Below are 23,267 nucleotides of genomic sequence, written 5' to 3'. Positions count from 1 at the left end.
AATGATGCGCATCGTCCCTCCTCCCGATGCGCGCGACCCGGTGTAACCCTCCAAGTCTACCGGACGGCCCGCCCTAGGCTGCCGCGGCGTCGACGATTCGCACAGTGGAGCCGTTCCGGTTCTTGATTACCTGCAGCTGGCTGCTGATTCTCTGTTTCATCTCGGCAACGTGGCTGACCAGCCCCACTACCCTGCCGCCGTCGCGCAGTCCCTCCAGTGCATCCATGACCTGCTCGAGGGATTGCTCGTCAAGGCTCCCGAAGCCCTCATCGACGAACAAGGTTTCGATGTCTACACCGCCGGCCTCCTCCTGCACCACATCGGCGAGCCCCAAGGCCAACGCGAGCGACGCCATGAACGACTCCCCGCCGGACAGTGTGGCGGTGTCCCGCCGCTGTCCTGTCCACTCATCCACGACTTCCAGGCCCAGACCCGATTTCGCGCCCCTCGCCGCCTTGGCGTCCGTGTGCTGCAGGGTGTACCTGCCATCGCTCATGGCGATAAGCCGCTCCGACGCCGCTGCCGCAACTTGTTCGAGGCGGGCGGCCAGCACGTAGCTGTTGAGGCTCATTTTGTAACCGTTGTCGCCTGCACCTCTGGCGGTTTCGGCGAGCTCGTTGAGTACCCGGGCAAGTTCGCGGGGGCCGCGCCCCGAGGCCGCGGCTTCTTCGTACTGCGAGCGGATCGCGGCCAGGCTGGCCACCGTCCTGGCAGCGAGTCCCGCGGCAAGATCCAGGCGGCGGGCCGTTTCTTCCGCCTGTCCGGCCTCCTGTTCGAGGGCAGCAAGCTCGACAGTGGTCAGGGGCACCTCCCCGATCTGCCTTTCCTTGGCAGCGAGCACGAAATCCTCGGACTCGAAGAGTTCCGCGAGGCGGGCGCTCTCGGTCTCTGCGGCCCTGATGGTTTCATCGAGCCGGGCGGCGTGCTGCTCGTCGAGGATTTCGAGCCGCGCGGCCTCCGCAGTATCGAATCCGTGCGCCGAAAGGGCACGGTCCAAAGCTGTGGATGCATCATCCAATGCCTCCCGGGCCCGTTCCAACTGCTCGCCTGCAGCCACAGCGGACTGCAGGAGTTCGCGTTGCCTGCGCAGGTCCTCAATCCGGCCGCGCAGTGTGTCGAAGCCATCACGCAGGCCGCAAAGCAAGGTCTCCAGGGACTCACGTTGTTCGCCCAGCAGGACCTTGATGGACCCGGCCTGCGCCGCGGCGGTGTCCTCCTGTAGTTGTTCTTCCTCCAAGCGGGCAATGCTCTCCATCACTCGGGCAAGGTCTGCCTTTCCCTGTTTGAGCCGGTCGGCGGCGGAACGCGCCGCGGCCAGGGCGTCTTTGGCCAAGGCCTCGGCCAAAGCGGCTTGCTTGGGATCGACGTCTCCACCTTGGGCAGCGAGCACTGCAACTTCCTGCTCGGCGGACGCCAGCTCGCCTGCCGCTTGGAGAAGTTCATGCTCGCTCTCCTCATAGCGTTCGTGGGCGGATCGCTCTTCCTCGGCAAGGGCCAACGCGGTTAGCCCGGCTGGCGCCGGGGAAGGGTGCTCGGCGCTTCCGCAGACAGGGCATGCTTCGCCGTCGTGCAGCTTTGCGGCGAGTTCGGCGGCGGCATTCGCCAGCCGGGATTCGCGGAGATCCAGCCAGAGTTGTCGGAGGTCCTGGGAAAGCGCCCGGGCAAACGCGTGGCGCTTCACTGCCGCGGACTGGGAGTCAAGGGCGCCTGCGTAACGGGCCACGGTCTTGACAGCGTTCTGGGCTGCTGCAACTTCGCTTTCCCGCAGGGGCAGCTCCGAAGCGGCAACTTCGAGCGGGCCCAGCTCGCGTTCCAACGCAACCGCCTCCGAACGGAGCCCGGTCAACGCAAGGGACCGCGCCGCTTTGGCCGACTCCCGCTGCCTTGCGGCGAGCTCAAGCGCATCAAGTCTGGCGGTGATGTCCTCGAGCTTTTGTTCATCCCCTACCCGGGCCTCCACGACGGCCATCGTCTCTTGAATCCCGGCAAGCGATGTGCCGGGGTCGCTCGCGTCAAGGGAGGCGGCACGCAGCTTCGCCGTCGCCGCCTCCTCCTTCGAGCCCGCCAGGTCCAGGGCGTTCGCGGCGCGGTCCACGGCGTCCAGCTGTCCGCCGAGGACCGCGGCTTTCCGATGCCGTCCAAGTCGCTCGCGGAATTCCTGCACTTCTGCCTCGCGGGCGGAGAGGGCATCGCGCCGGAGCGTGGCGGCGTCGAGCTTCGCGTGCCGGTGAACCCGCTCCCGGGCGGAGTTGAGCTTGTCTGCGATCTGAAGCCGGACGGCATCGGCAGAGCCGGCAGCGCGCTGCCGCTCGAGAGATTCGGCCCGGGCGCGGGCCTCGAGGTTCCCGAGCCGAAGTTCAGGCGTGGACCCACTGGATCCGGAGTCATCAGGATCCAGGTCAACGGGCTCTTCGATCCCGAGTTGCGCGTACTCTGCCTCCGCCCGCTGCACGAGCAGCTGAAGACCGTTCTGGTTGTCCTGAACTTTTGCGCGTGCGGCGTTTGCCTGGAGTGCCAGCTGCTGCTCGATCGCTTCAAAACGCTGGGTTCCGAAGAGCTTCTGCAGAAGATCCAGCCGGTCGGACGCCTTGGAACGCAAGAAAGCCGCGAAGTCCCCCTGCGGGAGCATGACCACCCGGGTGAACTGGTCCCGGTCCATCCCCAGGACGTCACCGATTTCCATGCCGGCTTCGTCGTTGCGGGAGGTCTTTTCTTCCCAGGAGCCATCTATCCGTTCGCGCAGAAGAGTTTTGGCCTGCTGGGTGGTGAAGCCCTTGCGCCCACGGGCACTTGGCCTGTCCCACGCCGGGGAGCGGGTGACCTCGAAGCGTCTGCCTCGCGCCGAAAATTCGCAGACAACCCGCGGCTCCGCTGCCGGTTCGGCGTGGTCGCTCCGCAAGCGTTTGCCGTCCTGGCGGGCGCCCGGCACGGAGCCGTACAGTGCAAAGCAGATAGCGTCGAGCACACTCGTCTTTCCCGCGCCGGTGGCACCGTTCAAGAGGAACAGTCCCTGGGCCCCCAGGTGGTCGAAATCAATCGATTGAACCCCGGCAAACGGCCCGAAAGCCTCAATTTCAAGGCGGTGGATTCTCACAGCCCTGCTCCTTCCAGCCGGACCGCTTCCAAGGCTTCCCGAAGGGCGGCAAGTTCTGCTTCGTCAGCAGGCCTTCCCCGCACATGGTCAAGGAAGCCGCAGCAAACACCGAGATCGTCCTCGGCCTCGGCAAGCCTGCTGCTGTAGCTCGCTTTGGCCTTTCCCGCGACGTCCTCAGGGTCAAAGCCCAGCACGAGCGTGTCCGGGAACCGGGCACGCAGCTGTTCCATGGCCTGCGCCGGCCGCACGGAGTCCGTGAGGGTGACTTGGCAATACGCGGTCTCGGCCCAGGAATATTCCGCCGATTCCAAAAGTTCGGCGAGCTTCCCGCGGAGAATCGCCAGTTCCCGTGGTGCTTTCCAGAGAATTTCCCCGACGCTCTCAACACCGTCGACGCCGACGTCGATCAACCACGCACCCTTCCTATGCTTGGCCTCGGAGAACGAGTATGCGAGCGGCGAACCCGAATACCGGACGTGCTCCGAGAGTTCCTGCCGCCCGTGCAGATGCCCAAGGGCCGTGTAGCCGAAGCCATCGAAGAGATCCAGGGGCACCGCCCCCAAACCGCCGATGCTCAAATCGCGTTCGCTGTCCGAAGTGATGCCGCCGCTCGCGAAAGTGTGTGCCAGCACAATGGAGTGCACCGGTCCTGTCTCGCTTCTGCGGGCAATGTCCTCACGGATGAGCTGCACCGCGGCCTGTGTGACGTCAAAGTGACTTGCAGTTTGTGTCCCGAGCCGTTCGGCAACCAACCTCGGTTCAAGGTACGGAATGCCGTACACGGCAAGCACCGGGGCACCCTCCCCGGCTGCGTGGTGTTTGCTGTCCAGGTGGTTGCTGTCCAGGTGTTTGCTGTCCAGTGGAAAAAGGACCGGGGAGTCGAGATCCTCTACCCGGGTCCGCAGGTGGACTCCCCCGCGCTCCAGCAGGCGTGAAGCGAAACCAAGGCGGATCGCGGAATCGTGGTTGCCGCTGGTCAGCACCACCTTGGCACCGGCGTCCGTGATCCGCACGAGGGCGTCGTCGAGCAGCTTCACGACATCCAGGCCCGGAAGGGCACGGTCGTAGACGTCCCCCGCAATCAGGACGACGTCCACCGACTGTTCCCGGATGACCGCGAGCAATTGCTCAATGAAGTCGCGCTGGGCGTCGAGCATCCCGACCCCATGGAACGAGCGTCCCAGATGCCAATCCGAAGTGTGCAAAAGCCTCATGTTTTCAAGCTAACCGGAGGCCCGGACATTATTGGGGCGGCGCGGCGGCACCGGCCGTAACAGGGCCCTCCAGGCGGCTGAATTTCCTGCCTCAGCCCCGCTTGCCGTCGAAGAAGTCGCGGGCAGGGTCGACGTCGGGTTTTTCTTCGGCGGGAGCCGCAGCGGGCGCCGCAGCCGGCGTGGAATCCTCGGCCGCGCGTTCCGGGGCAGCCGCTTCGGCCTTGTCGTCGGACTTTTCGTCCCATCGGTCGGCCGGCAGCGGTTCTTCGACCTCTGCCACGACTGCCGGAGTGGACTCCCCGAAACCGCGGAAGATGAGGCCTGCAATCGCCGCGCCAACGAGCGGTGCAACCCAGAAGAGCCAGAGCTGCTCCACTGCCCAGCTGGAGCTGAAAATGGCGGAAGCGGTGGCGCGGGCCGGGTTGAAGGCAAGGTTGCCGGTTGATTGGCCCAGCTGCAGCAGGACCGCGACCGTCAGGCCGACGGCGAACGGTGCCGCGATCTTGCTGGGATTGCGCCGGGCAGTGACGCCCAGGAAGACCCCCACCAGGAGCGCTGCGCCAAGGACCTCAATGAGCATCACGCCGGTCACGGCAACCTGGAAGGGGGAATGCGCGCCGAAACCCGACGTTGAGGTTTCAAAGACGGCTCGGCTATCCGGGATATTTGGCACAGTCCTCACGACGGCGAAGAGCGCCAAAGCGCCCAAGAGGCCGCCCACAATCTGGGCCCCGAGGTATGCGGCTCCGTCCACGAGCTTCATCCGGCCGGCAACCAAGTGGCCAACCGTGATGGCCGGGTTGAAGTGGCCGCCCGACAAATAGCCGAAGGCAAGCATCGCAGCAGTAACGCTCAGGCCGCTGGCCAGCGACGCCGGCATCGGAACCGCCTGGGGGTTGATGAAGATCAGCACGCCCAAGCCAATAACCACAAGGAACAGCGTCCCCAGAGCTTCAGCGGACGCCCGGGCAAGGAGCCGGGTGCCGCGGGAGGATGGAACGGACACAGTCGTGGTCATGTCGAATGATTCCTTAGTTCGAAGTTCGGGTGGTCTTTTGCGGAGGAGAACGCACCACGCACGGCAACGAGCCATGTTGCGGACCGCGCATTTGCCCTGCTGGCATCCTTTCAGCCGAGTCTGGACGCTTCCTGAATCCGAGCCTAGCCGCCCAACGCGATTGCGGCGACCGCAGCGCAGGCGAGCGCGATAATGGACAAGGCGCTTGCAAGCATCAAGACAGCCGACGCTTCCTCCGTGCCGTGGTGCAGCTGATGGGACCGGACCCAGACGACGCAGCCCAGGACGATCGTCGCTGCGGCTGCCGTCACGGCGCAGATTCCCTGGTAGTCGAGTCCCGGTATCCCGGTGGGAAGCTGCCCCGCGCCGGACTTGGCCGTCAACCATCTGCGCCAGATGAAGAGATCCACTACCAGAAGCGAAATCAGGGTCCGGCGCCAAGCGAGCGTGGTGCGCTCAGGTTGCAGGCCCGGATCCCTGGAGTCAACGGTCAACGCGCTACCAGGATCAGCACGGCAAAGGTGAAGGCTGCCACGGCAACCACAATGGTCATCAGCAGCATGACGCGTGAGAACGGCAGGGCTTGGTCGTAGCGCATAGCCGCCTCCATCTGCGCCCACCGGCGGTAGGCAAGCGTCGCGAGGCCCGCTCCGATCATGGAAAGCACAACGCACAAGACGATGCGTACGGGCTGGGGCGCGATGTTCGGGGCAAGCTGGTCGATGGCGACGGCACCAGCCAGCAGCGCCAACGAGGTACGGATCCACGCAAGGAAGGTCCGCTCGTTTGCGAGGGAGAATCTGTAGTCCGGGGTCTTTCCGGTTTTCCGCCACGCGGGTTCACGCATCACTGCCTCCTGGTTCACGAGCCACCGTATCAGCGGGGATGTGAAGACCGACCAAGCGGCCACGGTAAATTACCACTATGAGTGCTGAACCGTCCCCCGCCGCCGCGCCATCCTTCGAGTCCCGGGTATACGGCTGCCTGCTGGGAGGCGCCTTGGGCGATTCGCTCGGCTACGCCGTCGAGTTCGACGACGTAGCCACCATCCGTTCCCGCTTCGGCGCCGCGGGCCTCACCTCTTTCGGCCAGCTCGACGGCGGCAGCCACTTTTCCGACGACACCCAGATGACGCTGTACACCGTTGACGGCCTCGTGGAAGCCCTCGAGTGGGCCAATGACGGCGTAGCGGCGGATGAAACCGCATGCCTTTGGTTGGCTTACCTGCGATGGCTCGCCACCCAAGGTGTGGCCTTGCCGTCGTCGGCCCCCGTTCCCCCACCGCGGTGGATCGACGGGCAGGAGGTACTCCGGCACCGCAGGCATCCGGGCAAAGCGTGCCTGAGCGGGCTCGCCACGGGACAGATGGGGACAAAGTTCCGCCCTGTCAATCCGGAGTCGAAGGGCTGCGGCACGGTGATGCGGTCCGCGCCATTTGGCCTGGTCCCCCATATTTCCGAAGCCACGGTCTACAAGCTGAGCACCGATGCCGCGTCCTTGACCCACGGGCACCCTTCGGCGCTGCAAAGTGCAGGTGCCTTCAGCGTGCTGGTGCACCAACTGAGCGCGGGCGCGGATGTACGGGCTGCGGCCGAGCATGCGTTGAGCCTGGTGTCAGCGCTGCCGGATCCAGCTCCCGAGCTCCTGGAACGCCTCCGCCAGGCGCTGGAACTCTCTTCCGCCGGCACCTTGCTCAGCCCCGAGGAACTCACTGAGCACCTGGGCGAAGGCTGGGTCGCAGAGGAGGCACTCGCCGTCGGGCTCTATGCAGTGCTGGCAACCGCCGCGGCAGCGCAGACACAGCGTGATCCGGCAGCCCATTTCCGCCAGGCCATAGCCGTGGCACTAAACCACAGCGGCGACAGCGACTCCACCGCGTCGATCGCGGGCAATATCCTCGGTGTACTGCACGGCGAAGAGGCCCTGCCCTCGGACTGGCTTGAAGCCCTTGAAGCTCCTGACGTCATCCGCGGGATGGCGCAGCGGCTTATCGCCGTCACCGCGGGCTAGCAGGCAAGCGGCTCAAAGCCCGCGAAGCGCGATGTTGTTGCACGCTTCGCAGACGTCCTCGGGGATGAACCCGCGCCGCTGCAGTACGCCGAAAATCGCGCAGCCGAGGCAGAATCCTACAAACGACTCAAGCGACGCGGCCACAATCAGCAAGGCGAGCAGGATCCACGCACCCAGCGCGAAGCCGGCGAAGAACAGGACCACGGCCGCCGTGCTGAGCGCCGCACCGATTCCCTGTGCGAAGCGCTTGGGCGGACCCGGGACCAGTTTGGCAGGGCCGACCCGGGGAGCCAGCACCTTGACGGACAACAAGGCAAACGGCGAGATCCGCGGCCCAAAGAGTACCCGCAACCAGAAACCGGCAGCAATCAACACGAGTCCCCAGCCAAAGCCGCTCACAAGGGTGGCCACCGCCGCCAAAACCACAAGGCCGGCCGTGATCCTCGCGGCGTACTCGTTGACGGGGTTGGGGAAAGCGAAAGCGGCGCGCCAACCGGCGGCCGCGGGAGCCGGCGTCCCTGCGGTGGGCCGCGCGGTGTCGGGCTGATTTCCCTGTGTCATGGCTCAAGGCTAGGAGCGCGGGCAAGCTACGGGAAGCTTTGTTGCTCCGTGTGAATTTTGACCCGGCTAGTGCCCGCCGACCATCTGCAGGAACTCCCCCTCGGAGAGAACCTCGATCTGCTGGCCGCGGCTGTGCAACTCCAGGACCCGCTTTGCTTTGCCGGTGAGACGGCCGCTCCGGAGATCGCCGGCCACAAAGCCGTCACCTACAACCAGGACCGTGGTCCTGCCGGTTACGCGGCTCTCCGGACGCGCGCCCATCTCCGCTGCCCGCTGTTTCGCTTCGGGCCGGGCAATCGCAAGCTCACCGGTGAAGACGACGGTCTGCCCGAACAGGGGGTGGCCCGGTTCCGCTGCGGGGTTGGGTACCGGATTGGTGCCTTCTTCCGGCCAATTGCTCCAAGCGCGCCCAAGCTGGCCGGCACTGCGCCCGACGCCGGACTGGCCGGCGGCCGCGAAGCGTTCTCCGCCGCCGGCCGCGAGCGCAGCGAGCGTTTGCTTGGACAGGCCGTCTCCTGGCTGGAAGGCCTGTTGTTTGGGTATGGCCAAGCCGAGGGAAAGGTAGAGCTCAGCGATGCTGTTGGCGTTGTTCCGGCGCGCGATGTCCACCAGGATCCCGGCGCAGGCCCGGGCGTCCTCGGCGGCGTCGTGATGGTTCACGAGGGGCACGCCCGCCTCCTCCGCGGCGTAGGGCAAGGAATTGGACACCAGGGAGTAGCAGCGCCGGGACAACATCACCGTGCAGACGTACTCGTAAGCGGGGCCCGGCAGGCCGGAAACTTCAAGCCCGGAACGGATGACGCCCAGATCGAATGCCGCATTGTGTGCGGCAAGGACATCGCCGCCGATGAAAGCCCCGATTTCAGGGAAGAGTTCGCCAAAGCGTGGAGCCCCCGCGACATCCTCCGCCCGGATGCCATGGATCCGGGTGTTGTGGTATTCGAAGTGGTCATGGTTTTCCGGCGGCCGCATGAGCCAGGAGGCTTCCTCCACCACGACGCCGCCACGGACTTTGCTCAGGCCGACTGAGCACGGGGAACCCCTGAATCCGTTCGCAGTTTCAAAGTCGATCGCCGTAAAGTCCAATGCCACTGGTCAAGGTTACAGGTGGAAAGGGGCCCCAGAGCGCTGGTGATGGCCACGACCTGCCACGGGTCGCCTTTCAGACCTCGTCCGCCGTCTCCTGCAGCTTGGTCAACGCCTTCTTGGTTGCCCTTTGGGTCAGGACATGGATGACCGCTCCCGCGGCCCCCGCGGCTAAGGAGAACAAGACCACGCCCGGGAGGGAGTCCTCCAGATTGGTCGCATCCTTGGGTGCGGGTTTCCCGGTGGACTTGCTCCAGATGGCCTCCAGGGTCTTGTTCGCCGCAATTCCGGCGCCCATGCCTACAAACAGGCCAAGTAGTTTGATCAGGACGTTCATCTCGTTCCTCCGATTGTGGCCTCACGGGCCCGTTCACGCGTCTTCGGTGCTGCGGGGCGTGCGCCGTACTACGCCAAATGCTTTCCTCCGGTGACGCCGACAACGGATCCCGACATGTAGCTTGCCTCCGCGGTGGCCAGCAGCACGAATGTCGCCGCCAGTTCAGCGGGTTGGCCTGCCCTCCCGAGGGGTGTGTCCTCACCGAAGTGGACTATTTTTTCGCGCGGCTGGGTCGGGGGCTGAAGTGGCGTCCAGATCGGTCCGGGTGCCACCGCGTTGACGCGGATTCCCCGCGGCCCCAGGGACTCAGCCAGCGAAAACGTCATGTTGATGATGGCCGCTTTGGTGGCCGCGTAATCGAAAAGGCTCGGGCTCGGGTGGTAGCCCTGGATGGACGACACGTTGATGATCGCCGAACCAGGCTGCAGATGGGGCAGCGCGGCTTTGGTCAGCCAGAAAAGGGCGTAGACGTTGGACTTGAAGGTCCGGTCGAACTGCTCGCTCGTAAGGTCTTCGATTCCATTGCTCGTGGTCATTTGATAGCCGGCGTTGTTGACGAGCACGTTCAACCCGCCGAACTCGGCAACGGTTTGGGAGATGACATCCTGGCAGAATGCCTCGTCGCTGAGGTCGCCGGGCAACGCCAAAGCACTCCGGCCGGCGTCTTCGATCAACTGGACCGTGTGCACGGCGTCCTGTTCTTCTTCGGGCAGGTACGTGAAGGCGACGTCCGCTCCTTCCCGGGCATAGGCAATCGCGGCGGCCCTTCCGATACCGGAATCCGCACCGGTGATCAGGGTCCGGAACCCTTCCATGCGGTGGTGTCCGATGTAGGTGCTTTCGCCGTGGTCCGGGCGGGGACGCATTGCGTCGGTCCAGCCTGGGTAGTCCTGAGTCTGCGGCTCGAACGTCCCGGCCGGGTACCGGGTCCGGGGATCCTGCGCTCCGTCCGGAACATCGGGGTGCCTGATGACCTGATTCTCCAAAGCCATCACAATATCCTCGTCGAGATCGCTTTCGCTTGATTCCATGTTGTCAACCAGCTCGTCTGCCTGTTGGTCATCCTCAGGGAAGTCGCGTTCTGCCATCACTGTTCCTCCATCTGGTCGTCGTCGCGAGAAATCGCCCGGCTCCTCCTGCGCATACCCCGGACAGTTGAAGTGTTTGCCGCTCTTAAACCTAAAACCCACCCGCCGGAGCGCACAAGATCGTCAGCATACTTATATTCTTGATTGAACACCTTGGCATTTAGGCGGATCGATCCGCCGCACCCTATGGCCATTCCCGCGAGCCGTCGGTATCGTGTGGCGATCGGGGCGGCATCGAAGAAGCCCTGCCCCTGTCTCGGCGAAGGAGATTTCTGTGAGCGAAAGCGTTCGGGCGCTATCCGGCCGTGGAGCCGTCGAGCTGATGCTGGTCCGTCACGGTGAGAGCCTGGGAAACCTGGCAGCGTCGGCGGCCGGACTGTCCGGCGCGGAAGTCATTGACGTCCCGGCGCGGGACGCCGACGTCGACCTGTCACCGATCGGTTACCAGCAGGCCACCGCTTTAGGTGGTTCCTTCAGCAGGCTTCCACCGTCGCAGCGCCCGGACGTGATCTGGTGCTCCCCGTACGCCCGGGCGCATCGTACCGCGGAAATTATTGTAGAGACGGCGGGCTGGACGGTGCCGCTCGTCGTGGATGAGCGGCTTAGGGACCGCGAGCTTGGCATCCTGGACACGCTGACCGCCAAGGGTGTGGAGCTCAGGCTGCCCGAGGAGGCCCTTCGCCGCCGATGGTTGGGGAAGTTCTACTACAGGCCCCCTGGCGGGGAGTCCTGGACCGACGTGGTACTCAGGCTGCGGAGCTTTCTTTCCGATCTTGAACAGCTCTCCGGAGGAGAACGTGTCCTCGTGGTCGGCCATGACGCCGTCATCCTGCTGTTCAGGTACCTCCTGGAAGGCCTATCCGAACAGGAGCTCCTGGATATAGCCGCCACAACCAGCGTTTTGAACGCTTCCCTCACGCGGTATGTCCGCACCGAAGGTCACGGCCCCTGGACACTGGAGAGCTTCAACGTCGCAGATCATCTCCTGGAGCAAGGAGTTGCCCTCACCGAACACGGAAGCGACGCCGATGTCCGTCCGCGGTGACCTTCCGGCTACCCCCGTGACCCCCGCCCTCCTGCGGAGCTGGCCACTGCCGGCAACGGGTTCAGGCAAGCACGAGCGAGGGAGCGTGCTGGTCATCGGCGGGAGCCGCAAAACACCAGGGGCCGCCCTCCTCGCCGGCACCTCGGCGCTTCGCGCAGGTGCGGGCCGCCTCACGCTTGCCGTTGCCGAATCCGCGGCTGTGGCATTGGCAGTCGCCATGCCTGAGGCGGGAGTCATCGGCTTGCCCGAAACGTCCTCCGGCTCCGTCCGCTCGACAGCTCACGAGGCGTTGAAGCCGGAGCTCGACGCGGCCGACGCAGTGCTCATCGGGCCTGGCCTGGACGACCCGGAAGAGACAGCCCGACTACTGAGAAACCTTTTAGGCATGGAACAGACTCGGGAGGACCACACCCTCGTCCTCGACGCCTATGCGTTGGGGATCCTCAAGCGGCTCTTGCCGGATATCCGGCCTTGGGCCGGACGTCTCATCCTGACCCCGAACCTGACTGAATTGGGGCTGCTCCTCGGGCGCGATCCTGAGGACATCCGCAACGACGTCAGCGAAGTCTCCGACAAGTACCAGGCGGTGGTCAGTTGCCAGGGCATCATTGCCCAACCCCGCAACGCGGACCCGCGGGAAACCGGAAACGGAGCCACGACGTGCTGGGAGATCACCACCGGTTCAGGAGGACTTGGAACTTCCGGCAGCGGAGACGTGCTGGCCGGAACCATCGCCGGACTCCGGGCCCGCGGAACAACAGATGCGCAGGCAGCCTGTTGGGGATCGTACCTGCATGCCGCAGCCGGAGACAGGCTGGCCAGCCGGAAAGGAAGCCCCGGATACCTCGCCAGGGAACTTGCCGACGAACTGCCGCCCCTCATGATGGAACTGAACACATGAAAGGAACGGGACCATGGACGCGCTCGGGGCACGTGTGAGAGTTAGCTTCCGGTCTCTTCCGGGTGTTCCCGGGCCCGCTCTTCATCGGGGTTTTCACGGCTTTCATCCGGGATAAAGTCCGGGTCCACCTTGCTGCCCATGCTTTCGCCCGCGACGTTGTCGGGCGTCTTGTTCCGGGCTGCTTCTTCCTCGTCCCGTTCATGGCGCCCTTGTGCACGCTCTTCGCTCATGCGCCAAAGGTAGCCCCGCCAAAGGACGGTGTCGAGGCCTGTTGCCCAGTCCACCCGGAGCGTCGCCCAGTCCACCGGAGCCCGGCGTCAATGCTTCGTGGAAAAGTCGGCTTGTGACCGCGCCTCCCGGGGACCGGCGGGGTAGCCGCCGCGGCGGCTGGCCAGGATGATTGCGAGCGCCGCCGCCGTCGGGACAGCTGCGGCCAGTGGCACCCACAGGGCGCCGACGGTGGTCAGGGCCAGAGCGCCATACCCGGCGCCGACGGCGATGCCGAGTTGAATGGTCACCACGGTCAAGCCGTTCGCGGCGTCCTTGTGTTCTCCGCCGGCGCGAAGGATTGCCGCCTGGTTGTAGATACCGACGGCCCCGAAGGCGGTTCCCCACATGGTCACCAGGACGATTTCGCCCAGCCAGGTGCCGCCAAGCAGCGGCAAGAGGCCGAAGGCCAGCACCAGCACGGCGACCGCGGAAAGCAGGGAACGCCGCGGATGGGAATCGGCAGTGAGCCCGGCGATCCAGATCCCCACGAGGCTGGAGGCCCCCACCACGGACAGCGAAATGCTCGTGAAGGCATCCGGCAGTCCGGAGACGCGGAGGAACGGCGCGATGTAGGTGAAGAGGGTGAAGTGGCCCAAAAGCAAGAGCGGCCAGGCTGTCGCCACTGCGATCACGCCGGGCAGCTTCAGTGCTCCGCGGAGAGTCGGCGTCGTGTTGCCGTCCTCGTCGGGGGCTGCGGGGAGCACCCATACGGCCAGCAAGGCGAGAACCGCACCGACTCCGGCCAGGATAAGGAAAGAAGCGCGCCAGGTGAGCACCGAGCCCATGAGGGTGCCGATCGGAGCGCCGACGGCCAGCGCGATGCTGTTACCGCTAAAGACCATGGCCATTGCTTTTCCAACGGAGTGCGCTGGAACGATCCTGGCGACGTAGGGGGCCATGCTGGACCAGAGCATCCCGTGGGCCACGCCCCCGAGGAGCCTCGCGGCAACTGCCAATCCCAGGCTCGGGCTGGACGCCAGCAGCACGTTGCTGAGTGCGAACGCGAGCACGGTGGCGATCAACAACGCCTTGCGGGGGACTCGGCCGCCGAGCAGCCTCGACAAGGGAAGCGCTGTGAAAACGATGACTGCCGCATAGGCGGCCGTCAGCGACCCTACGGCCGATTCGTCTACTCCCAGGTCCCGGCTGATCTGCGGCAGCAGCCCCGACGGGAGGAGTTCAGTGGTGACGGCGGTGAAGCCTGCCGCGGCGAGGATCAGAAGACCTCCCCACGGGAACACCGGGGCTGACGCCGCAGCGACCGTCGCCGGTGTCCTGGATATGGCTGCTTCTTGCTTCAAAAGTTCTTCCTCGTCAGTCATGTTCAGTTAGCTGCGGACGCAGAAGCCTTCGTGTCTTCTGTCCACCTCCACCACGCTACCCACACCAGGGGACCGGAGGCAGTGTCTGTCAGACACCCCCAGCCGCTCTCTCAAGGGCCCGACGGCGGTTGTCCCGTACCCTTGAAGGGTGACCCTTTCTGCGATGAACGACTTTGCCGTATCTGCTTTGGTGGGTGCAGGACCGGTGCAGCCGCATATGTCCGCGCTCCTCCCCGACTGGTTGAACCCCCAGATCTTCCTGGCCGACCCCGCTTTGGCTCCATGGGTGGTCCTGCTCGTGTGCGGCATTGTGTTCGCCGAGACCGGACTGCTGGTGGGCTTCTTCCTGCCCGGCGACTCGATGCTCTTCACCGCAGGGCTCCTCGTCGCCACGGACACCATCAAGTTCAATATCTGGGCACTGGCCGCCCTCATCGTTGTGTCGGCGATCATCGGCAACCAGAGCGGCTACCTTATTGGCTCCAAAGCCGGACCGGCCATCTTCAACAAGCCTGATTCCAAGCTGTTCAAGCGGGAGAACGTCGAGAGCGCGCACGCCTTCTTCGAAAAGCACGGCGGCAAGGCCCTGATCCTGGCCCGTTTCGTTCCGATCATCCGCACTTTCGTCCCGGTGATTGTCGGCGTCGCCCAGATGGACAAGCGCAAGTTCTTCATTTTCAACGTCATCGGGGCAGTGCTCTGGGGCGGTGGCGTCACGCTGCTCGGCTACCTGCTCGGCGACAAGGTGCCGTGGGTCCGGGACAACCTCGACATCATCTTCGTGGTCATCGTCCTGATCTCGGTGGTCCCCGTGGCCGTTGAGGTCATCCGCGGCTTGCTGGCCAAGCGCAAAGCCAGGGACCGCGGCGCGGAACCTGTCGAAGAGTTCATCGAGGGACACGACGCCGGAAAGCACGGCGAGCGCTAAGCCCACTGGCTTATGGAACGAGGCACCCCGCAGTTCGTTTGCGGGGTGCCTCACTCTTTTTCAGCGCAGGGCGTCCACAATGGCGGGGAGCAGCGCCCTGAACGCCTTACCGCGGTGGCTGATGGCGTTCTTCTCCTCGGAACTCAGCTCGGCGCAACTGCGGTCCAGTCCCTGCGGCTGGAGCACGGGGTCGTAACCGAATCCACCCGCGCCGCGCGGTTCACGCAAGAGAGTGCCTTCCAGCTGGCCGTACTCGACCACCTCGCGCGCCCCGCCGTCGACGGCGGCCGGTACAGCGAGCGCCGCCGCGCAGACAAACGCTGCCCCGCGGTGTGCATCGGGGACGTCGGAGAGCTGCGCCAGCAAGAGCTGCAGGTTGGCGGCATCGTCACCGTGCCGGCCGGACCAGCGGGCCGAGAAGATGCCCGGGGCTCCGCCCAGGACGTCCACGGCCAGCCCCGAGTCATCGGCAATCGCCACCAGGCCCGTGGCCTCGGCCACGGCCCGTGCCTTGAGCAGGGAGTTCTCGGCAAACGTCACGCCGGTCTCGGCAACATCGGGAGCTCCGGCGGCAGCGGCGTCAATCACCTGGGTATCGACGTCGAGTCCTGGCACCTGCCCCCTGAGGAGTTCCCTGAGTTCGCGCAGTTTCCCCTTGTTGTGGGTGGCGAGAACGAGCCGCGGCGTAGTTGCGGTAATTGCCTCGCTCACGGGGCCTCGGCCAAGGTCTCGCGCTGGATTGCTGCCAACTCCCCCGTGCCGATGAGGGCAAGGTCCAGCAAGGCATTCAGTTCATCGCGGTCGAAGGGGGCTCCCTCGGCGGTGCCCTGGACTTCCACGAACTTGCCGGAGCCTGTGACCACCACGTTCATGTCGGTTTCCGCGCGAACGTCCTCGACGTAGGGCAGGTCCAGCATCGGGATACCGTCGATGATTCCCACGGAGACAGCAGCGATCGTGTCGATCAGCGGCTGCGCGTTCTTGGCGATCATCTTGTTCTCGCGGGCGAAGCGGATCGCTTCGGCAAGCGCCACGTAGGCGCCGGTGATCGCGGCGGTGCGGGTGCCGCCGTCGGCCTGAAGGACATCGCAGTCCAGCACGATCGTGTTCTCGCCCAGGGCCTTGGTGTCGATGATGGAACGCAGCGAGCGACCGATCAGGCGCGAAATCTCGTGGGTGCGTCCGCCGATCCGGCCTTTGACGGATTCACGGTCGGAACGGGTGTTCGTGGCCCGCGGCAGCATGGCGTATTCGGCCGTGACCCAGCCGCGGCCTTCGCCTTTGAGCCAGCGCGGGACGCCCTCGGTCAGGGACGCCGTGCACAGTACCCGGGTGTTGCCGAATTCGATCAGGGCCGAACCTTCAGCCTGCTTGGACCAGCCTCGGGTGATGCTGATGGGACGGAGTTGATCGGGCGTACGGCCGTCGGCACGGATGACGGGGACAGATGTGGCTTCGGAAGTCATACTGCAAGCTTAGCGATCCGGTGGCCCTTGCTGGACGACGCAGCCGGACGGGGCAGCCGGACTACGCAGCTGGACTACGGGTTCAGACCGTGTAGTGGACTCCGGCAACCGCGACGGCGACATCGCCGGCGAACTCGGGCCGCGCCTCCGCCATGACCTTGGTCTGCGACGTCCAGACCGGGATGTGGGTCAGCAGGAGGCGTCGGGCTCCGGCGGCTGTCGCTGCTTGGCCCGCGCGCTTGCCGGTCAGGTGCACGTCCTTGATGTCGTCGTCTCGTCCTTCTTCAAAGGCGGCCTCGCACAGAAAGAGATCGGCGTTGCGGGCGGCGTCCTCAAGGCCCTGGCACGAGTCCGTGTCTCCCGAGTAGGTGAGGATCCTGCTCACCGCTTTGCCTTCTTTGTCCGGCTCGGTGACCTCGACGCGCAAGGCGTATGCCTCCTCCACCGGGTGGTTCACGGCATACGGCGTCACGGTGAACGGTCCGAGCTGCACGGATTGGCGTTCGCTCCAGTTGCTGAAGTCGAATTCGTCATGCATTCCGGGGTCCAGTTCCAAGCCGTAGGCGGTGGCCATGCGGTCGGCTGTCGCCGCCGGACCCCAGACGGGGATCCTGTCCCGTCCCCAGCCGCCCGGCTTCCAGCGGACGGCGACGTGCAGTCCGCAAAGGTCCATGCAATGGTCGGGGTGCAAGTGGGTCAGGAAGATGGCGTCGATATCTTCGAGGTCCGTGTAGCGCTGGATGGCCCCGAGGGCACCGCTGCCGAGGTCCATGACGATCTTCCACTGGCGTTCGCCATCGTGCGCGGTCAGCAGATAGCACGACGCCGGAGAGCCGGGACCGGGGAAGGAACCCGTGCAGCCAACAATGGTCAGTTTCACTGGATGCGGCCCCCGCGGGCCGCGCCGAATTCGTTCACGGTGAACGCTGCAGGGTCGACGAAATTGGACGTCCTCGCATGATGGCCTCCCGCGCGGGCGGCTTCCAGCATTTCCGGGGTGATACGGGCGAGGCTTCCGGTCGGGTACTGGGCGGCTACATGGTCCACGTGGCGCACGGAGAGGACCTCCGGGCCGAGGAAACGGCGGGCCAGGGTTTCGAACTGCGCGGCGTCGCCGGTGGCCATGAAGTCGTGCCGGGGCAGGCCGGGATCGGTGCGCTGGATCCCGTGGGTGGCCAGGGCGCGGTAGACGTCCTTGGCAGTCTCCTCGGCGCTCGACACAAGAGTGACATCTTCCCCCATGACGAAGGAGATCACCCCGGTGAGCAAGGGATAGTGCGTGCAACCCAGCACAACGGTATCCACACCGGCATCCCTGAGCGGTTCCAGGTATTCGTGGGCCGCAGCCAGCAGTTCGGGACCGGTGGTGATGCCAGCCTCCACGAAACTCACGAATTCCGGACAGGCCACCGAGGTGATGCTCAGGTCCGGGGCAGCGGCGAAGGTGTCCTCGTATGCGCGGGAACCCACCGTGGCCGATGTCCCGATCACGCCGATCCGGCCGGATCTCGTGGCGGAAACCGCCCGGCGGACGGCGGGCTGGATGACCTCGATGACGGGAATCCCGTAGCGGGCGGTATAGCGTTCGCGGGCATCGCGCAAGACTGCGGCCGAGGCAGAGTTGCAGGCGATGGTCAGGAGTTTCACGCCGGAGTCCACGAGTTCGTCCATGACCCCGAGGGCATTGGCGCGGACTTCGGCGATGGGGAGCGGCCCGTACGGTCCGTTGGCTGTGTCCCCTACGTAGATGATCGACTCATGGGGCAACTGGTCGATGATGGACCGTGCCACGGTGAGTCCGCCGACTCCGGAATCGAAGACACCGATGGGGCGTGATCCCAGCAAGGGGTTGTGTGCTTTGCTGTTCAGTGTTTCCGGCTTGCGCTGGGATTCAGGCGCCGCTGCGGCGCTCTCCCCCTCCGATACCGGGTCCGATGCTGAGTTCATGATTCTTAGAGAATAAGCCAAGGCATGTGCTGCAGCCATGACATGTGGCGGAGGCCTCGTGTCTGTTTTGTCACACGAACGGCCAAAAGCACGGCAATTTCACTCAGGACTTCCGGTCCATCGAGGCCATCATGGCCTGGACCAACGATTCCTGGAGCCACGTGGTGAAGTTGTAGACGAGCGCCAGGTAGCTCTCGACGTCTTCGGCCTGGGACCAGTCCTGCATGGCATGGACATGGTCGGCATCCGCTTCGTCGCGGATATCGAGGCGCTCCGCCAGCACCAAACGAACATCATTGAGGGCCATGGACCAGAGCTTCGCCTCTTCCGGGGTGAGGACGAGCTCGTTTCGGTCCAGGCCCATCGCGGTGGCCCGGAGCGCGCCGATTTTCCCTTCCCGCAGCGAGCGCTCGGTGAGCTGGCGGAACTCGAGGGACGCGGCGTCGTCGTTCTTCATGACGTTCGGCAAGAGCCGCAACAGGGCGCGGTCGGAGGGTTCCTTGACGTTCATGTCCAGGCCGATCAAGGCCGTCAGGGGATCTTCGTTGCTGGACAGCTGCGGTTCCAGCATTGAAATGACATCGTCCAGGAGTCCGCGCAGGAGTTCGCGCTCGGCGGGCTCAAGGTAGCCGGTGATGCCTTTGAGTCCGTACTTGAAAGCCTTAGCCACGTGCGCCGCCCTTGCGTCCCCGGCCGTCGCCGCTGCTGCTTGCCTTTTCAACGGTGGCCCACAGGCCGTAGCCGTGCATGGCGACCGCGTGCTGCTCCACTTGTTCCTTGCCACCGTACGCCACGATGGACCGGCCCTTCCTGTGGACCTCGAGCATGAGTTTGTTGGATTTTGCCTCGGAATAGCCGAAGTAGCTCTGGAACACATAGCTCACATAGCTCATGAGATTGACGGGATCGTTCCAGACAACCAAGTTCCAAGGGATGTCAGCAGCGCTGAGGACGTCGGTGGACGACTGCTCCGAGATGTCCGTCCGTTCTTCTCCCTTTAAGCCTGCGTCTGTCACGGTGCAGGTGGCTGTATGGATGCCGGGGGCTGTGCCGGGGCCGACGGTAGTGGTCATCTGTCCATTCTAATGGTGGTGGACGGGCGAGACCTGGGAGCCGGTGGGGACTAGAGTGAATCCGTGAGTAGATCCGTCGCCTGGGACCACCCCCGCACGTCGTTGTACACCGATCACTATGAGCTGACCATGCTGGAAGCTGCCCTCCATTCGGGCGCGGCGCACCGGCGCTCCGTCTTCGAGGCCTTCGCCCGCCGCCTGCCCGACGGACGCCGCTACGGCATCGTCGCCGGCACCGGCCGGCTGCTTGAAGGAATCAAGGACTTCCGTTTCGGAGATGCCGAGCTCGCGTTTCTCGATCAGCACAAAGTAGTTGACAGGCAGACCCTGGACTTCCTCGCCGAATACAGGTTTTCCGGCGACATCTGGGGCTATCCGGAGGGCGAGGCCTACTTCCCCGGCTCTCCCATCCTGATTGTCGAATCGACGTTCGCGGAAGCGTGCATCCTGGAAACGTACATCCTGTCCGTGCTCAACCATGACACCGCGATCGCTTCGGCCGCCTCCCGGATGACCAGCGCGGCCGGCAACCGGCCGTGCATCGAGATGGGCTCCCGGCGCACGCAGGAGGAATCCGCGACGGCGGCAGCCCGCGCCGCGGTCATCGCCGGTTTCGGCAGTACTTCCAACCTCGAGGCCGGCCGCCGTTACGGCATCAAGACCGTGGGCACGGCGGCCCACTCATTCACGCTCCTGCACGATACCGAGCGCGAGGCCTTCGAAGCGCAGATCGCCGCCTTCGGACCGGGAACGACGCTTCTGGTGGACACGTACGACGTCGAGGTCGGGGTACGCACCGCCATCGAACTCGCGGGTGACCAGCTCGGAGCGGTCCGCCTCGACTCCGGAGACCTGGTGGCCCAGGCACAATGGGTTCGCGAGCTTCTGGACAACCTCGGCAACGTCAACACCCGGATCGTCGTCACCTCGGATCTCGATGAATATGCCATCGCAGCTCTGCAATCGGCGCCGGTGGATGTTTACGGCGTAGGTACCTCCCTGGTCACAGGATCGGGAGCCCCGACGGCCAGCATGGTCTACAAGCTGGTCAGCCGGACCAACGATGCCGGGGAATTCGTTCCCGTGGCCAAGGTTGCCAAAAACAAGGCCAGCGTGGGCGGCCGAAAATACGCCCTTCGCAAACTCAACGAACACGGCATCGCCACCCAGGAGATCGTGGGCATCGGACACCGGCCGGAAGACGACGGCAACGACCGCCCGCTGCTCCAGCAGTTCATCAAGAATGGCGAAGTACTCCCGGGGTGGACGGGACATGAGGGCGTGGTCCGGGCACAGCAACGCCATACTGCGACCATGGCCGAACTCCCCCCGGTAGTCCGGAGGCTGCAGCGCGGCGAGCCGGCAATCCCCACCGTCTACGAGGAGGACTGAATGTCCCGTGCCCTGATTATCGTCGACGTCCAGAACGATTTCTGCGAGGGCGGGTCCCTCGCAGTGGAAGGTGGCGCCGCCACGGCCGCCGCTATCAGCGAATACCTTGACTCGAACCGCCAGCACTTCGACCACGTCGTGGCCACGCAGGACTGGCACGTGGACCCGGGCAGCCATTTTTCGGAAACACCGGACCTCGTGGACAGTTGGCCACCGCATTGCCGTGCCGGGAGCAAGGGTGCCGAACTGCACCCGGATCTCGACACCGAGTACATCCAGGCCTACTTCCGGAAGGGGCAGTACACCGCGGCCTATTCGGGGTTCGAAGGAGTCCTGGCACCCGAAGACGAAGTTCCCATGGGTGAACTCGCCCCCGGTGCCGTCCCGTCCGTCGAGCTGGACGAGGACGCCCTCGGCCTCGACGACTGGCTGCAGAGCCACGGGGTGGAGGAAGTGGTGGTCGTGGGAATAGCCACGGACTACTGCGTCAAGGCCACGGCCTTGGACGCGGTGCAGGCGGGCTACTCCGTGACCGTTATCGGTGAACTCACTGCCGGAATCGCGGAGGATCTGGAAGAGACCTACGCGGAACTGGAAGAAAACGGCGTCGAACTGGGCCAGGTCTAAGGACCGGGAGCCCGGCCAGGCAGAGCTACTTCCGTCCGATGAACCAATCCTGGAGCTTGCGCAGCCGCGACTGCAATTGCTCCTCGTTTGCCTGCGCGACTGCCGGACCGCCGCACACCTCGCGCAACTTATTGTGGACGACGCCGTGCGGGGTACCGGTGCGGGCCGACCAGGCCGCGACGTTTTTTGCGAGCTCATTGCGCAGGTCCATCAGCATGCGGTGGTCCGGAACCGCGGGTGACGCGGCGGCAGCCAATGGAGATTGGCGCTTCTTCCTCGACTGCTGAGCATGCTGCCGCTGACGAAGCAACGTTCCTACTTGTTCGGCGTCGAGCAGCCCGGGGATCCCGAGGAAATCAAGCTCGTCCTCGGATCCGATATCGGCCCCCGTGCCGAATTCGCCGCCGTCGAACAGCACCCTGTCAAACGATGCCTGGGAATCGAGGGCCTCGAATTTGCCCTTCTCCAGGGAGTCCGAGGCCTTCTCTTCGCGGTTGGCCTCGGCCATCAGGTTCTCTTCGGGGTTGAAGAGGCCGTCAGGGTCTTCCTTCTCAGGCCGGTCCAGCGCGTGGTCGCGCTCGGCTTCCATGGAGTTGGCCAAGGCCATCAGGGGCGGCACGGACGGCAAAAAGACCGACGCCGTTTCCCCTCGTTTGCGCGCACGGACGAATCGGCCCACGGCTTGGGCGAAGAACAGCGGCGTGGACGTGGACGTCGCGTAGACGCCCACCGAAAGCCTGGGGACGTCAACGCCTTCGGACACCATGCGGACGGCCACCATCCAGCGTTTGTCGCTGGCGGTGAACTCCTCGATTTTGTGCGAAGCCTTGGAATCATCGGACAAGATCACCGTGGGCGACTGGCCCGTGATCTTCTTGAGCTGGCCGGCATACGCGCGCGCGTCGTCGTGATCGGTGGCAATCACCAGGCCGCCGGCGTCGGGCACGGTACGCCGCACCTCGCTGAGGCGCTTGTCTGCGGCGGCAAGAACGGCGGGAATCCATTCGCCGCTCGGGTTCAGCGCGGTACGCCATGCCTGGGAGGTGATGTCCTTGGTCACGGCAGCCTCGCCGAGGGAAGCCGCCATTTCGTCTCCCGCGCTGGTCCGCCAACGCATCTGGCCCGAATACGCCATGAACAACACGGGACGGACAACGTGGTCCCGCAAAGCATTGCCGTAACCGTAGGTGTAGTCCGCCTTCGAGCGGCGGATGCCGTCGCGGTCTTCGGCGTATTCCACGAAAGGGATCGGCGAGGTATCGGAACGGAAAGGCGTGCCCGTCAGGGCCAGGCGCCGCGCAGCGGGGTCGAAGGCCTCGCGCAATCCGTCGCCCCAGGACAACGCTTCGCCACCGTGGTGGATTTCATCGAGGATGACCAGCGTGCGGGCGGCCTCGGTCTTGGCCCGGTGGAGCATGGGTTTGCTGGCCACCTGCGCGTAGGTCACCGCGACGCCGACGAAGCCCCTGCCGTGCTGGCCGTCGGAATTCTTGAAGTTCGGATCGATGGCAATGCCCACCCTGGCCGCGGCGTCCGCCCACTGCCGTTTCAGGTGGTCGGTAGGAGCGACGATCGTCACCCGGTTCACCGTGCCACTGTCGAGGAGCATTGACGCAATCCGCAGTGCGAAGGTGGTCTTGCCTGCTCCCGGCGTCGCTACAGCGAGAAAATCGCGCGGGCTGGCGTTCAGGTACAGGTCGAGCGCTTCCTGCTGCCAAGCGCGCAGCTTCGGGGCCGTTCCCCAGGCTGCGCGTTCCGGATAGGCCGGAGGCAGCGCAGGGCCGCCGAAGAGTGTTTCAGTCACGCGGATTCCCCTCGACCAGCAACGATTCCAAGCAAGGCCGCTGCAGCCAGCGAAACCCAAATAACCACAAAAAAACACCAATCT

24 protein-coding genes are annotated in these 23,267 nt (G+C 65.0%); 6 read left to right on the top strand and 18 right to left on the bottom strand.

The annotated features are described in order from the left end of the window. Nucleotides 1-73: 73 nt before the first annotated feature. The 5 genes from AB0O52_RS04020 to AB0O52_RS04000 form a co-directional block, all read right to left on the bottom strand. A complete protein-coding gene (locus tag AB0O52_RS04020) occupies nt 74-3,094 on the bottom strand; it encodes an SMC family ATPase (protein WP_364533652.1) in 3,021 nt (1,006 codons plus the stop codon). Next, a complete protein-coding gene (locus AB0O52_RS04015; RefSeq protein ID WP_364533649.1) occupies nt 3,091-4,308 on the bottom strand; it encodes an exonuclease SbcCD subunit D in 1,218 nt (405 codons plus the stop codon). Before AB0O52_RS04015 ends, AB0O52_RS04020 begins: the two co-directional genes overlap by 4 nt. Nucleotides 4,309-4,399: 91 nt before the next feature. Continuing rightward, a complete protein-coding gene (locus AB0O52_RS04010) occupies nt 4,400-5,326 on the bottom strand; it encodes an aquaporin (protein ID WP_364533646.1) in 927 nt (308 codons plus the stop codon). A 143-nt stretch (nt 5,327-5,469) separates the two neighbouring features. Continuing rightward, a complete protein-coding gene (locus AB0O52_RS04005; protein WP_364533643.1) occupies nt 5,470-5,820 on the bottom strand; it encodes a DUF202 domain-containing protein in 351 nt (116 codons plus the stop codon). After that, nucleotides 5,817-6,173, bottom strand: a complete 357-nt coding sequence (locus AB0O52_RS04000; RefSeq protein WP_364533640.1) for a DUF202 domain-containing protein — start codon at nt 6,171-6,173, stop codon at nt 5,817-5,819. The genes AB0O52_RS04005 and AB0O52_RS04000 overlap by 4 nt, the downstream gene beginning before the upstream one ends. Nucleotides 6,174-6,250: 77 nt before the next feature. On the opposite strand from AB0O52_RS04000, the gene AB0O52_RS03995 reads away from it, so the two are divergent. Further along, nucleotides 6,251-7,336, top strand: coding sequence for an ADP-ribosylglycohydrolase family protein (locus AB0O52_RS03995; protein WP_364533637.1), 1,086 nt, complete (start codon nt 6,251-6,253; stop codon nt 7,334-7,336). Nucleotides 7,337-7,348: 12 nt separating this feature from the next. On the opposite strand, the gene AB0O52_RS03990 is transcribed toward AB0O52_RS03995, so the two are convergent. The 4 genes from AB0O52_RS03990 to AB0O52_RS03975 all read right to left on the bottom strand — a co-directional run bounded on the left by AB0O52_RS03990 (nt 7,349) and on the right by AB0O52_RS03975 (nt 10,408). Continuing rightward, nucleotides 7,349-7,897, bottom strand: a complete 549-nt coding sequence (locus tag AB0O52_RS03990; RefSeq protein WP_364533634.1) for a DUF4395 domain-containing protein — start codon at nt 7,895-7,897, stop codon at nt 7,349-7,351. 66 nt (nt 7,898-7,963) lie between these two features. Beyond that, nucleotides 7,964-8,989 (bottom strand): exonuclease domain-containing protein, encoded by a 1,026-nt coding sequence (locus tag AB0O52_RS03985; protein WP_364533631.1) that lies wholly within the window; start codon nt 8,987-8,989, stop codon nt 7,964-7,966. A 70-nt stretch (nt 8,990-9,059) separates the two neighbouring features. Continuing rightward, nucleotides 9,060-9,320, bottom strand: a complete 261-nt coding sequence (locus tag AB0O52_RS03980) for a DUF4235 domain-containing protein (RefSeq protein WP_364533628.1) — start codon at nt 9,318-9,320, stop codon at nt 9,060-9,062. 68 nt (nt 9,321-9,388) lie between these two features. Then, entirely contained in the window at nt 9,389-10,408 is a 1,020-nt protein-coding gene (locus tag AB0O52_RS03975; RefSeq protein ID WP_364533625.1) for an SDR family oxidoreductase, read from the bottom strand. A gap of 322 nt (nt 10,409-10,730) precedes the next feature. Between AB0O52_RS03975 and AB0O52_RS03970 the strand changes: the two genes are divergently transcribed. After that, nucleotides 10,731-11,453, top strand: coding sequence for a histidine phosphatase family protein (locus AB0O52_RS03970; protein ID WP_364533827.1), 723 nt, complete (start codon nt 10,731-10,733; stop codon nt 11,451-11,453). Further along, on the top strand, nt 11,437-12,354 hold the full coding sequence (locus AB0O52_RS03965; protein WP_364533622.1) for an NAD(P)H-hydrate dehydratase: 918 nt from the start codon (nt 11,437-11,439) through the stop codon (nt 12,352-12,354). The genes AB0O52_RS03970 and AB0O52_RS03965 overlap by 17 nt, the downstream gene beginning before the upstream one ends. Before the next feature lie 41 nt (nt 12,355-12,395). Here the strand turns inward: AB0O52_RS03965 and AB0O52_RS03960 are convergent, their stop codons facing one another. After that, nucleotides 12,396-12,584, bottom strand: a complete 189-nt coding sequence (locus AB0O52_RS03960) for a hypothetical protein (protein WP_364533619.1) — start codon at nt 12,582-12,584, stop codon at nt 12,396-12,398. Nucleotides 12,585-12,671: 87 nt separating this feature from the next. Then, nucleotides 12,672-13,946 (bottom strand): MFS transporter, encoded by a 1,275-nt coding sequence (locus AB0O52_RS03955; RefSeq protein ID WP_364533616.1) that lies wholly within the window; start codon nt 13,944-13,946, stop codon nt 12,672-12,674. Between the two features lie 163 nt (nt 13,947-14,109). Here AB0O52_RS03955 and AB0O52_RS03950 point away from each other — a divergent pair, with 163 nt between their 5' ends. Continuing rightward, entirely contained in the window at nt 14,110-14,874 is a 765-nt protein-coding gene (locus AB0O52_RS03950; RefSeq protein ID WP_364533824.1) for a VTT domain-containing protein, read from the top strand. Nucleotides 14,875-14,934: 60 nt separating this feature from the next. Here AB0O52_RS03950 and rdgB read toward each other — a convergent pair whose 3' ends face one another. The 6 genes from rdgB to clpS all read right to left on the bottom strand — a co-directional run bounded on the left by rdgB (nt 14,935) and on the right by clpS (nt 19,360). Further along, nucleotides 14,935-15,573 (bottom strand): RdgB/HAM1 family non-canonical purine NTP pyrophosphatase, encoded by a 639-nt coding sequence (gene rdgB, locus AB0O52_RS03945; RefSeq protein WP_364533821.1) that lies wholly within the window; start codon nt 15,571-15,573, stop codon nt 14,935-14,937. 8 nt (nt 15,574-15,581) lie between these two features. Beyond that, a complete protein-coding gene (gene rph, locus AB0O52_RS03940) occupies nt 15,582-16,340 on the bottom strand; it encodes a ribonuclease PH (protein WP_078108499.1) in 759 nt (252 codons plus the stop codon). Nucleotides 16,341-16,422: 82 nt separating this feature from the next. Next, a complete protein-coding gene (locus tag AB0O52_RS03935; RefSeq protein ID WP_364533612.1) occupies nt 16,423-17,220 on the bottom strand; it encodes an MBL fold metallo-hydrolase in 798 nt (265 codons plus the stop codon). Next, nucleotides 17,217-18,287, bottom strand: coding sequence for a glutamate racemase (gene murI / locus AB0O52_RS03930; RefSeq protein ID WP_364533609.1), 1,071 nt, complete (start codon nt 18,285-18,287; stop codon nt 17,217-17,219). Before murI ends, AB0O52_RS03935 begins: the two co-directional genes overlap by 4 nt. Nucleotides 18,288-18,390: 103 nt before the next feature. Next, entirely contained in the window at nt 18,391-18,957 is a 567-nt protein-coding gene (locus AB0O52_RS03925) for a DUF2017 domain-containing protein (RefSeq protein ID WP_364533607.1), read from the bottom strand. Then, the gene (clpS, locus tag AB0O52_RS03920) at nt 18,950-19,360 is read right to left on the bottom strand and encodes an ATP-dependent Clp protease adapter ClpS (protein WP_364533604.1); all 411 of its coding nucleotides are present in this window, start codon (nt 19,358-19,360) and stop codon (nt 18,950-18,952) included. Before clpS ends, AB0O52_RS03925 begins: the two co-directional genes overlap by 8 nt. A 63-nt stretch (nt 19,361-19,423) precedes the next feature. Here clpS and AB0O52_RS03915 point away from each other — a divergent pair, with 63 nt between their 5' ends. Further along, complete coding sequence (locus AB0O52_RS03915; RefSeq protein WP_364533601.1) at nt 19,424-20,752, top strand: nicotinate phosphoribosyltransferase; 1,329 nt, start codon at nt 19,424-19,426, stop codon at nt 20,750-20,752. Next, entirely contained in the window at nt 20,753-21,379 is a 627-nt protein-coding gene (locus AB0O52_RS03910; RefSeq protein ID WP_364533598.1) for an isochorismatase family protein, read from the top strand. Nucleotides 21,380-21,404: 25 nt separating this feature from the next. On the opposite strand, the gene AB0O52_RS03905 is transcribed toward AB0O52_RS03910, so the two are convergent. After that, nucleotides 21,405-23,183: a DEAD/DEAH box helicase gene (locus AB0O52_RS03905; protein WP_364533596.1), complete on the bottom strand. Its 1,779-nt coding sequence runs from the start codon at nt 23,181-23,183 to the stop codon at nt 21,405-21,407. Nucleotides 23,184-23,267 lie beyond the last annotated feature (84 nt).

It is taken from the genome of Arthrobacter sp. NPDC080073, assembly GCF_040686575.1.
In the GTDB taxonomy this organism is placed as follows: Bacteria; Actinomycetota; Actinomycetes; order Actinomycetales; family Micrococcaceae; genus Arthrobacter.
The sequence above is the reverse complement of the archived record's forward strand: the minus strand, read 5'-3'. Positions and strand labels throughout refer to the sequence as shown.

Coding starts and splice junctions, on each gene's coding strand:
- murI (WP_364533609.1), bottom strand. CDS start 18,287: ATGAACTCAGCATCGGACCCGGTATCGGAGGGGGAGAGCGCCGCAGCG.
- AB0O52_RS04010 (WP_364533646.1), bottom strand. CDS start 5,326: ATGACCACGACTGTGTCCGTTCCATCCTCCCGCGGCACCCGGCTCCTT.
- clpS (WP_364533604.1), bottom strand. CDS start 19,360: ATGACCACTACCGTCGGCCCCGGCACAGCCCCCGGCATCCATACAGCC.
- AB0O52_RS03955 (WP_364533616.1), bottom strand. CDS start 13,946: ATGACTGACGAGGAAGAACTTTTGAAGCAAGAAGCAGCCATATCCAGG.
- AB0O52_RS03980 (WP_364533628.1), bottom strand. CDS start 9,320: ATGAACGTCCTGATCAAACTACTTGGCCTGTTTGTAGGCATGGGCGCC.
- AB0O52_RS03965 (WP_364533622.1), top strand. CDS start 11,437: ATGTCCGTCCGCGGTGACCTTCCGGCTACCCCCGTGACCCCCGCCCTC.
- AB0O52_RS04000 (WP_364533640.1), bottom strand. CDS start 6,173: ATGCGTGAACCCGCGTGGCGGAAAACCGGAAAGACCCCGGACTACAGA.
- AB0O52_RS03950 (WP_364533824.1), top strand. CDS start 14,110: ATGAACGACTTTGCCGTATCTGCTTTGGTGGGTGCAGGACCGGTGCAG.
- AB0O52_RS03970 (WP_364533827.1), top strand. CDS start 10,731: ATGCTGGTCCGTCACGGTGAGAGCCTGGGAAACCTGGCAGCGTCGGCG.
- rph (WP_078108499.1), bottom strand. CDS start 16,340: ATGACTTCCGAAGCCACATCTGTCCCCGTCATCCGTGCCGACGGCCGT.
- AB0O52_RS03960 (WP_364533619.1), bottom strand. CDS start 12,584: ATGAGCGAAGAGCGTGCACAAGGGCGCCATGAACGGGACGAGGAAGAA.
- AB0O52_RS03975 (WP_364533625.1), bottom strand. CDS start 10,408: ATGGCAGAACGCGACTTCCCTGAGGATGACCAACAGGCAGACGAGCTG.
- AB0O52_RS04015 (WP_364533649.1), bottom strand. CDS start 4,308: ATGAGGCTTTTGCACACTTCGGATTGGCATCTGGGACGCTCGTTCCAT.
- AB0O52_RS03995 (WP_364533637.1), top strand. CDS start 6,251: ATGAGTGCTGAACCGTCCCCCGCCGCCGCGCCATCCTTCGAGTCCCGG.
- AB0O52_RS03990 (WP_364533634.1), bottom strand. CDS start 7,897: ATGACACAGGGAAATCAGCCCGACACCGCGCGGCCCACCGCAGGGACG.
- AB0O52_RS03910 (WP_364533598.1), top strand. CDS start 20,753: ATGTCCCGTGCCCTGATTATCGTCGACGTCCAGAACGATTTCTGCGAG.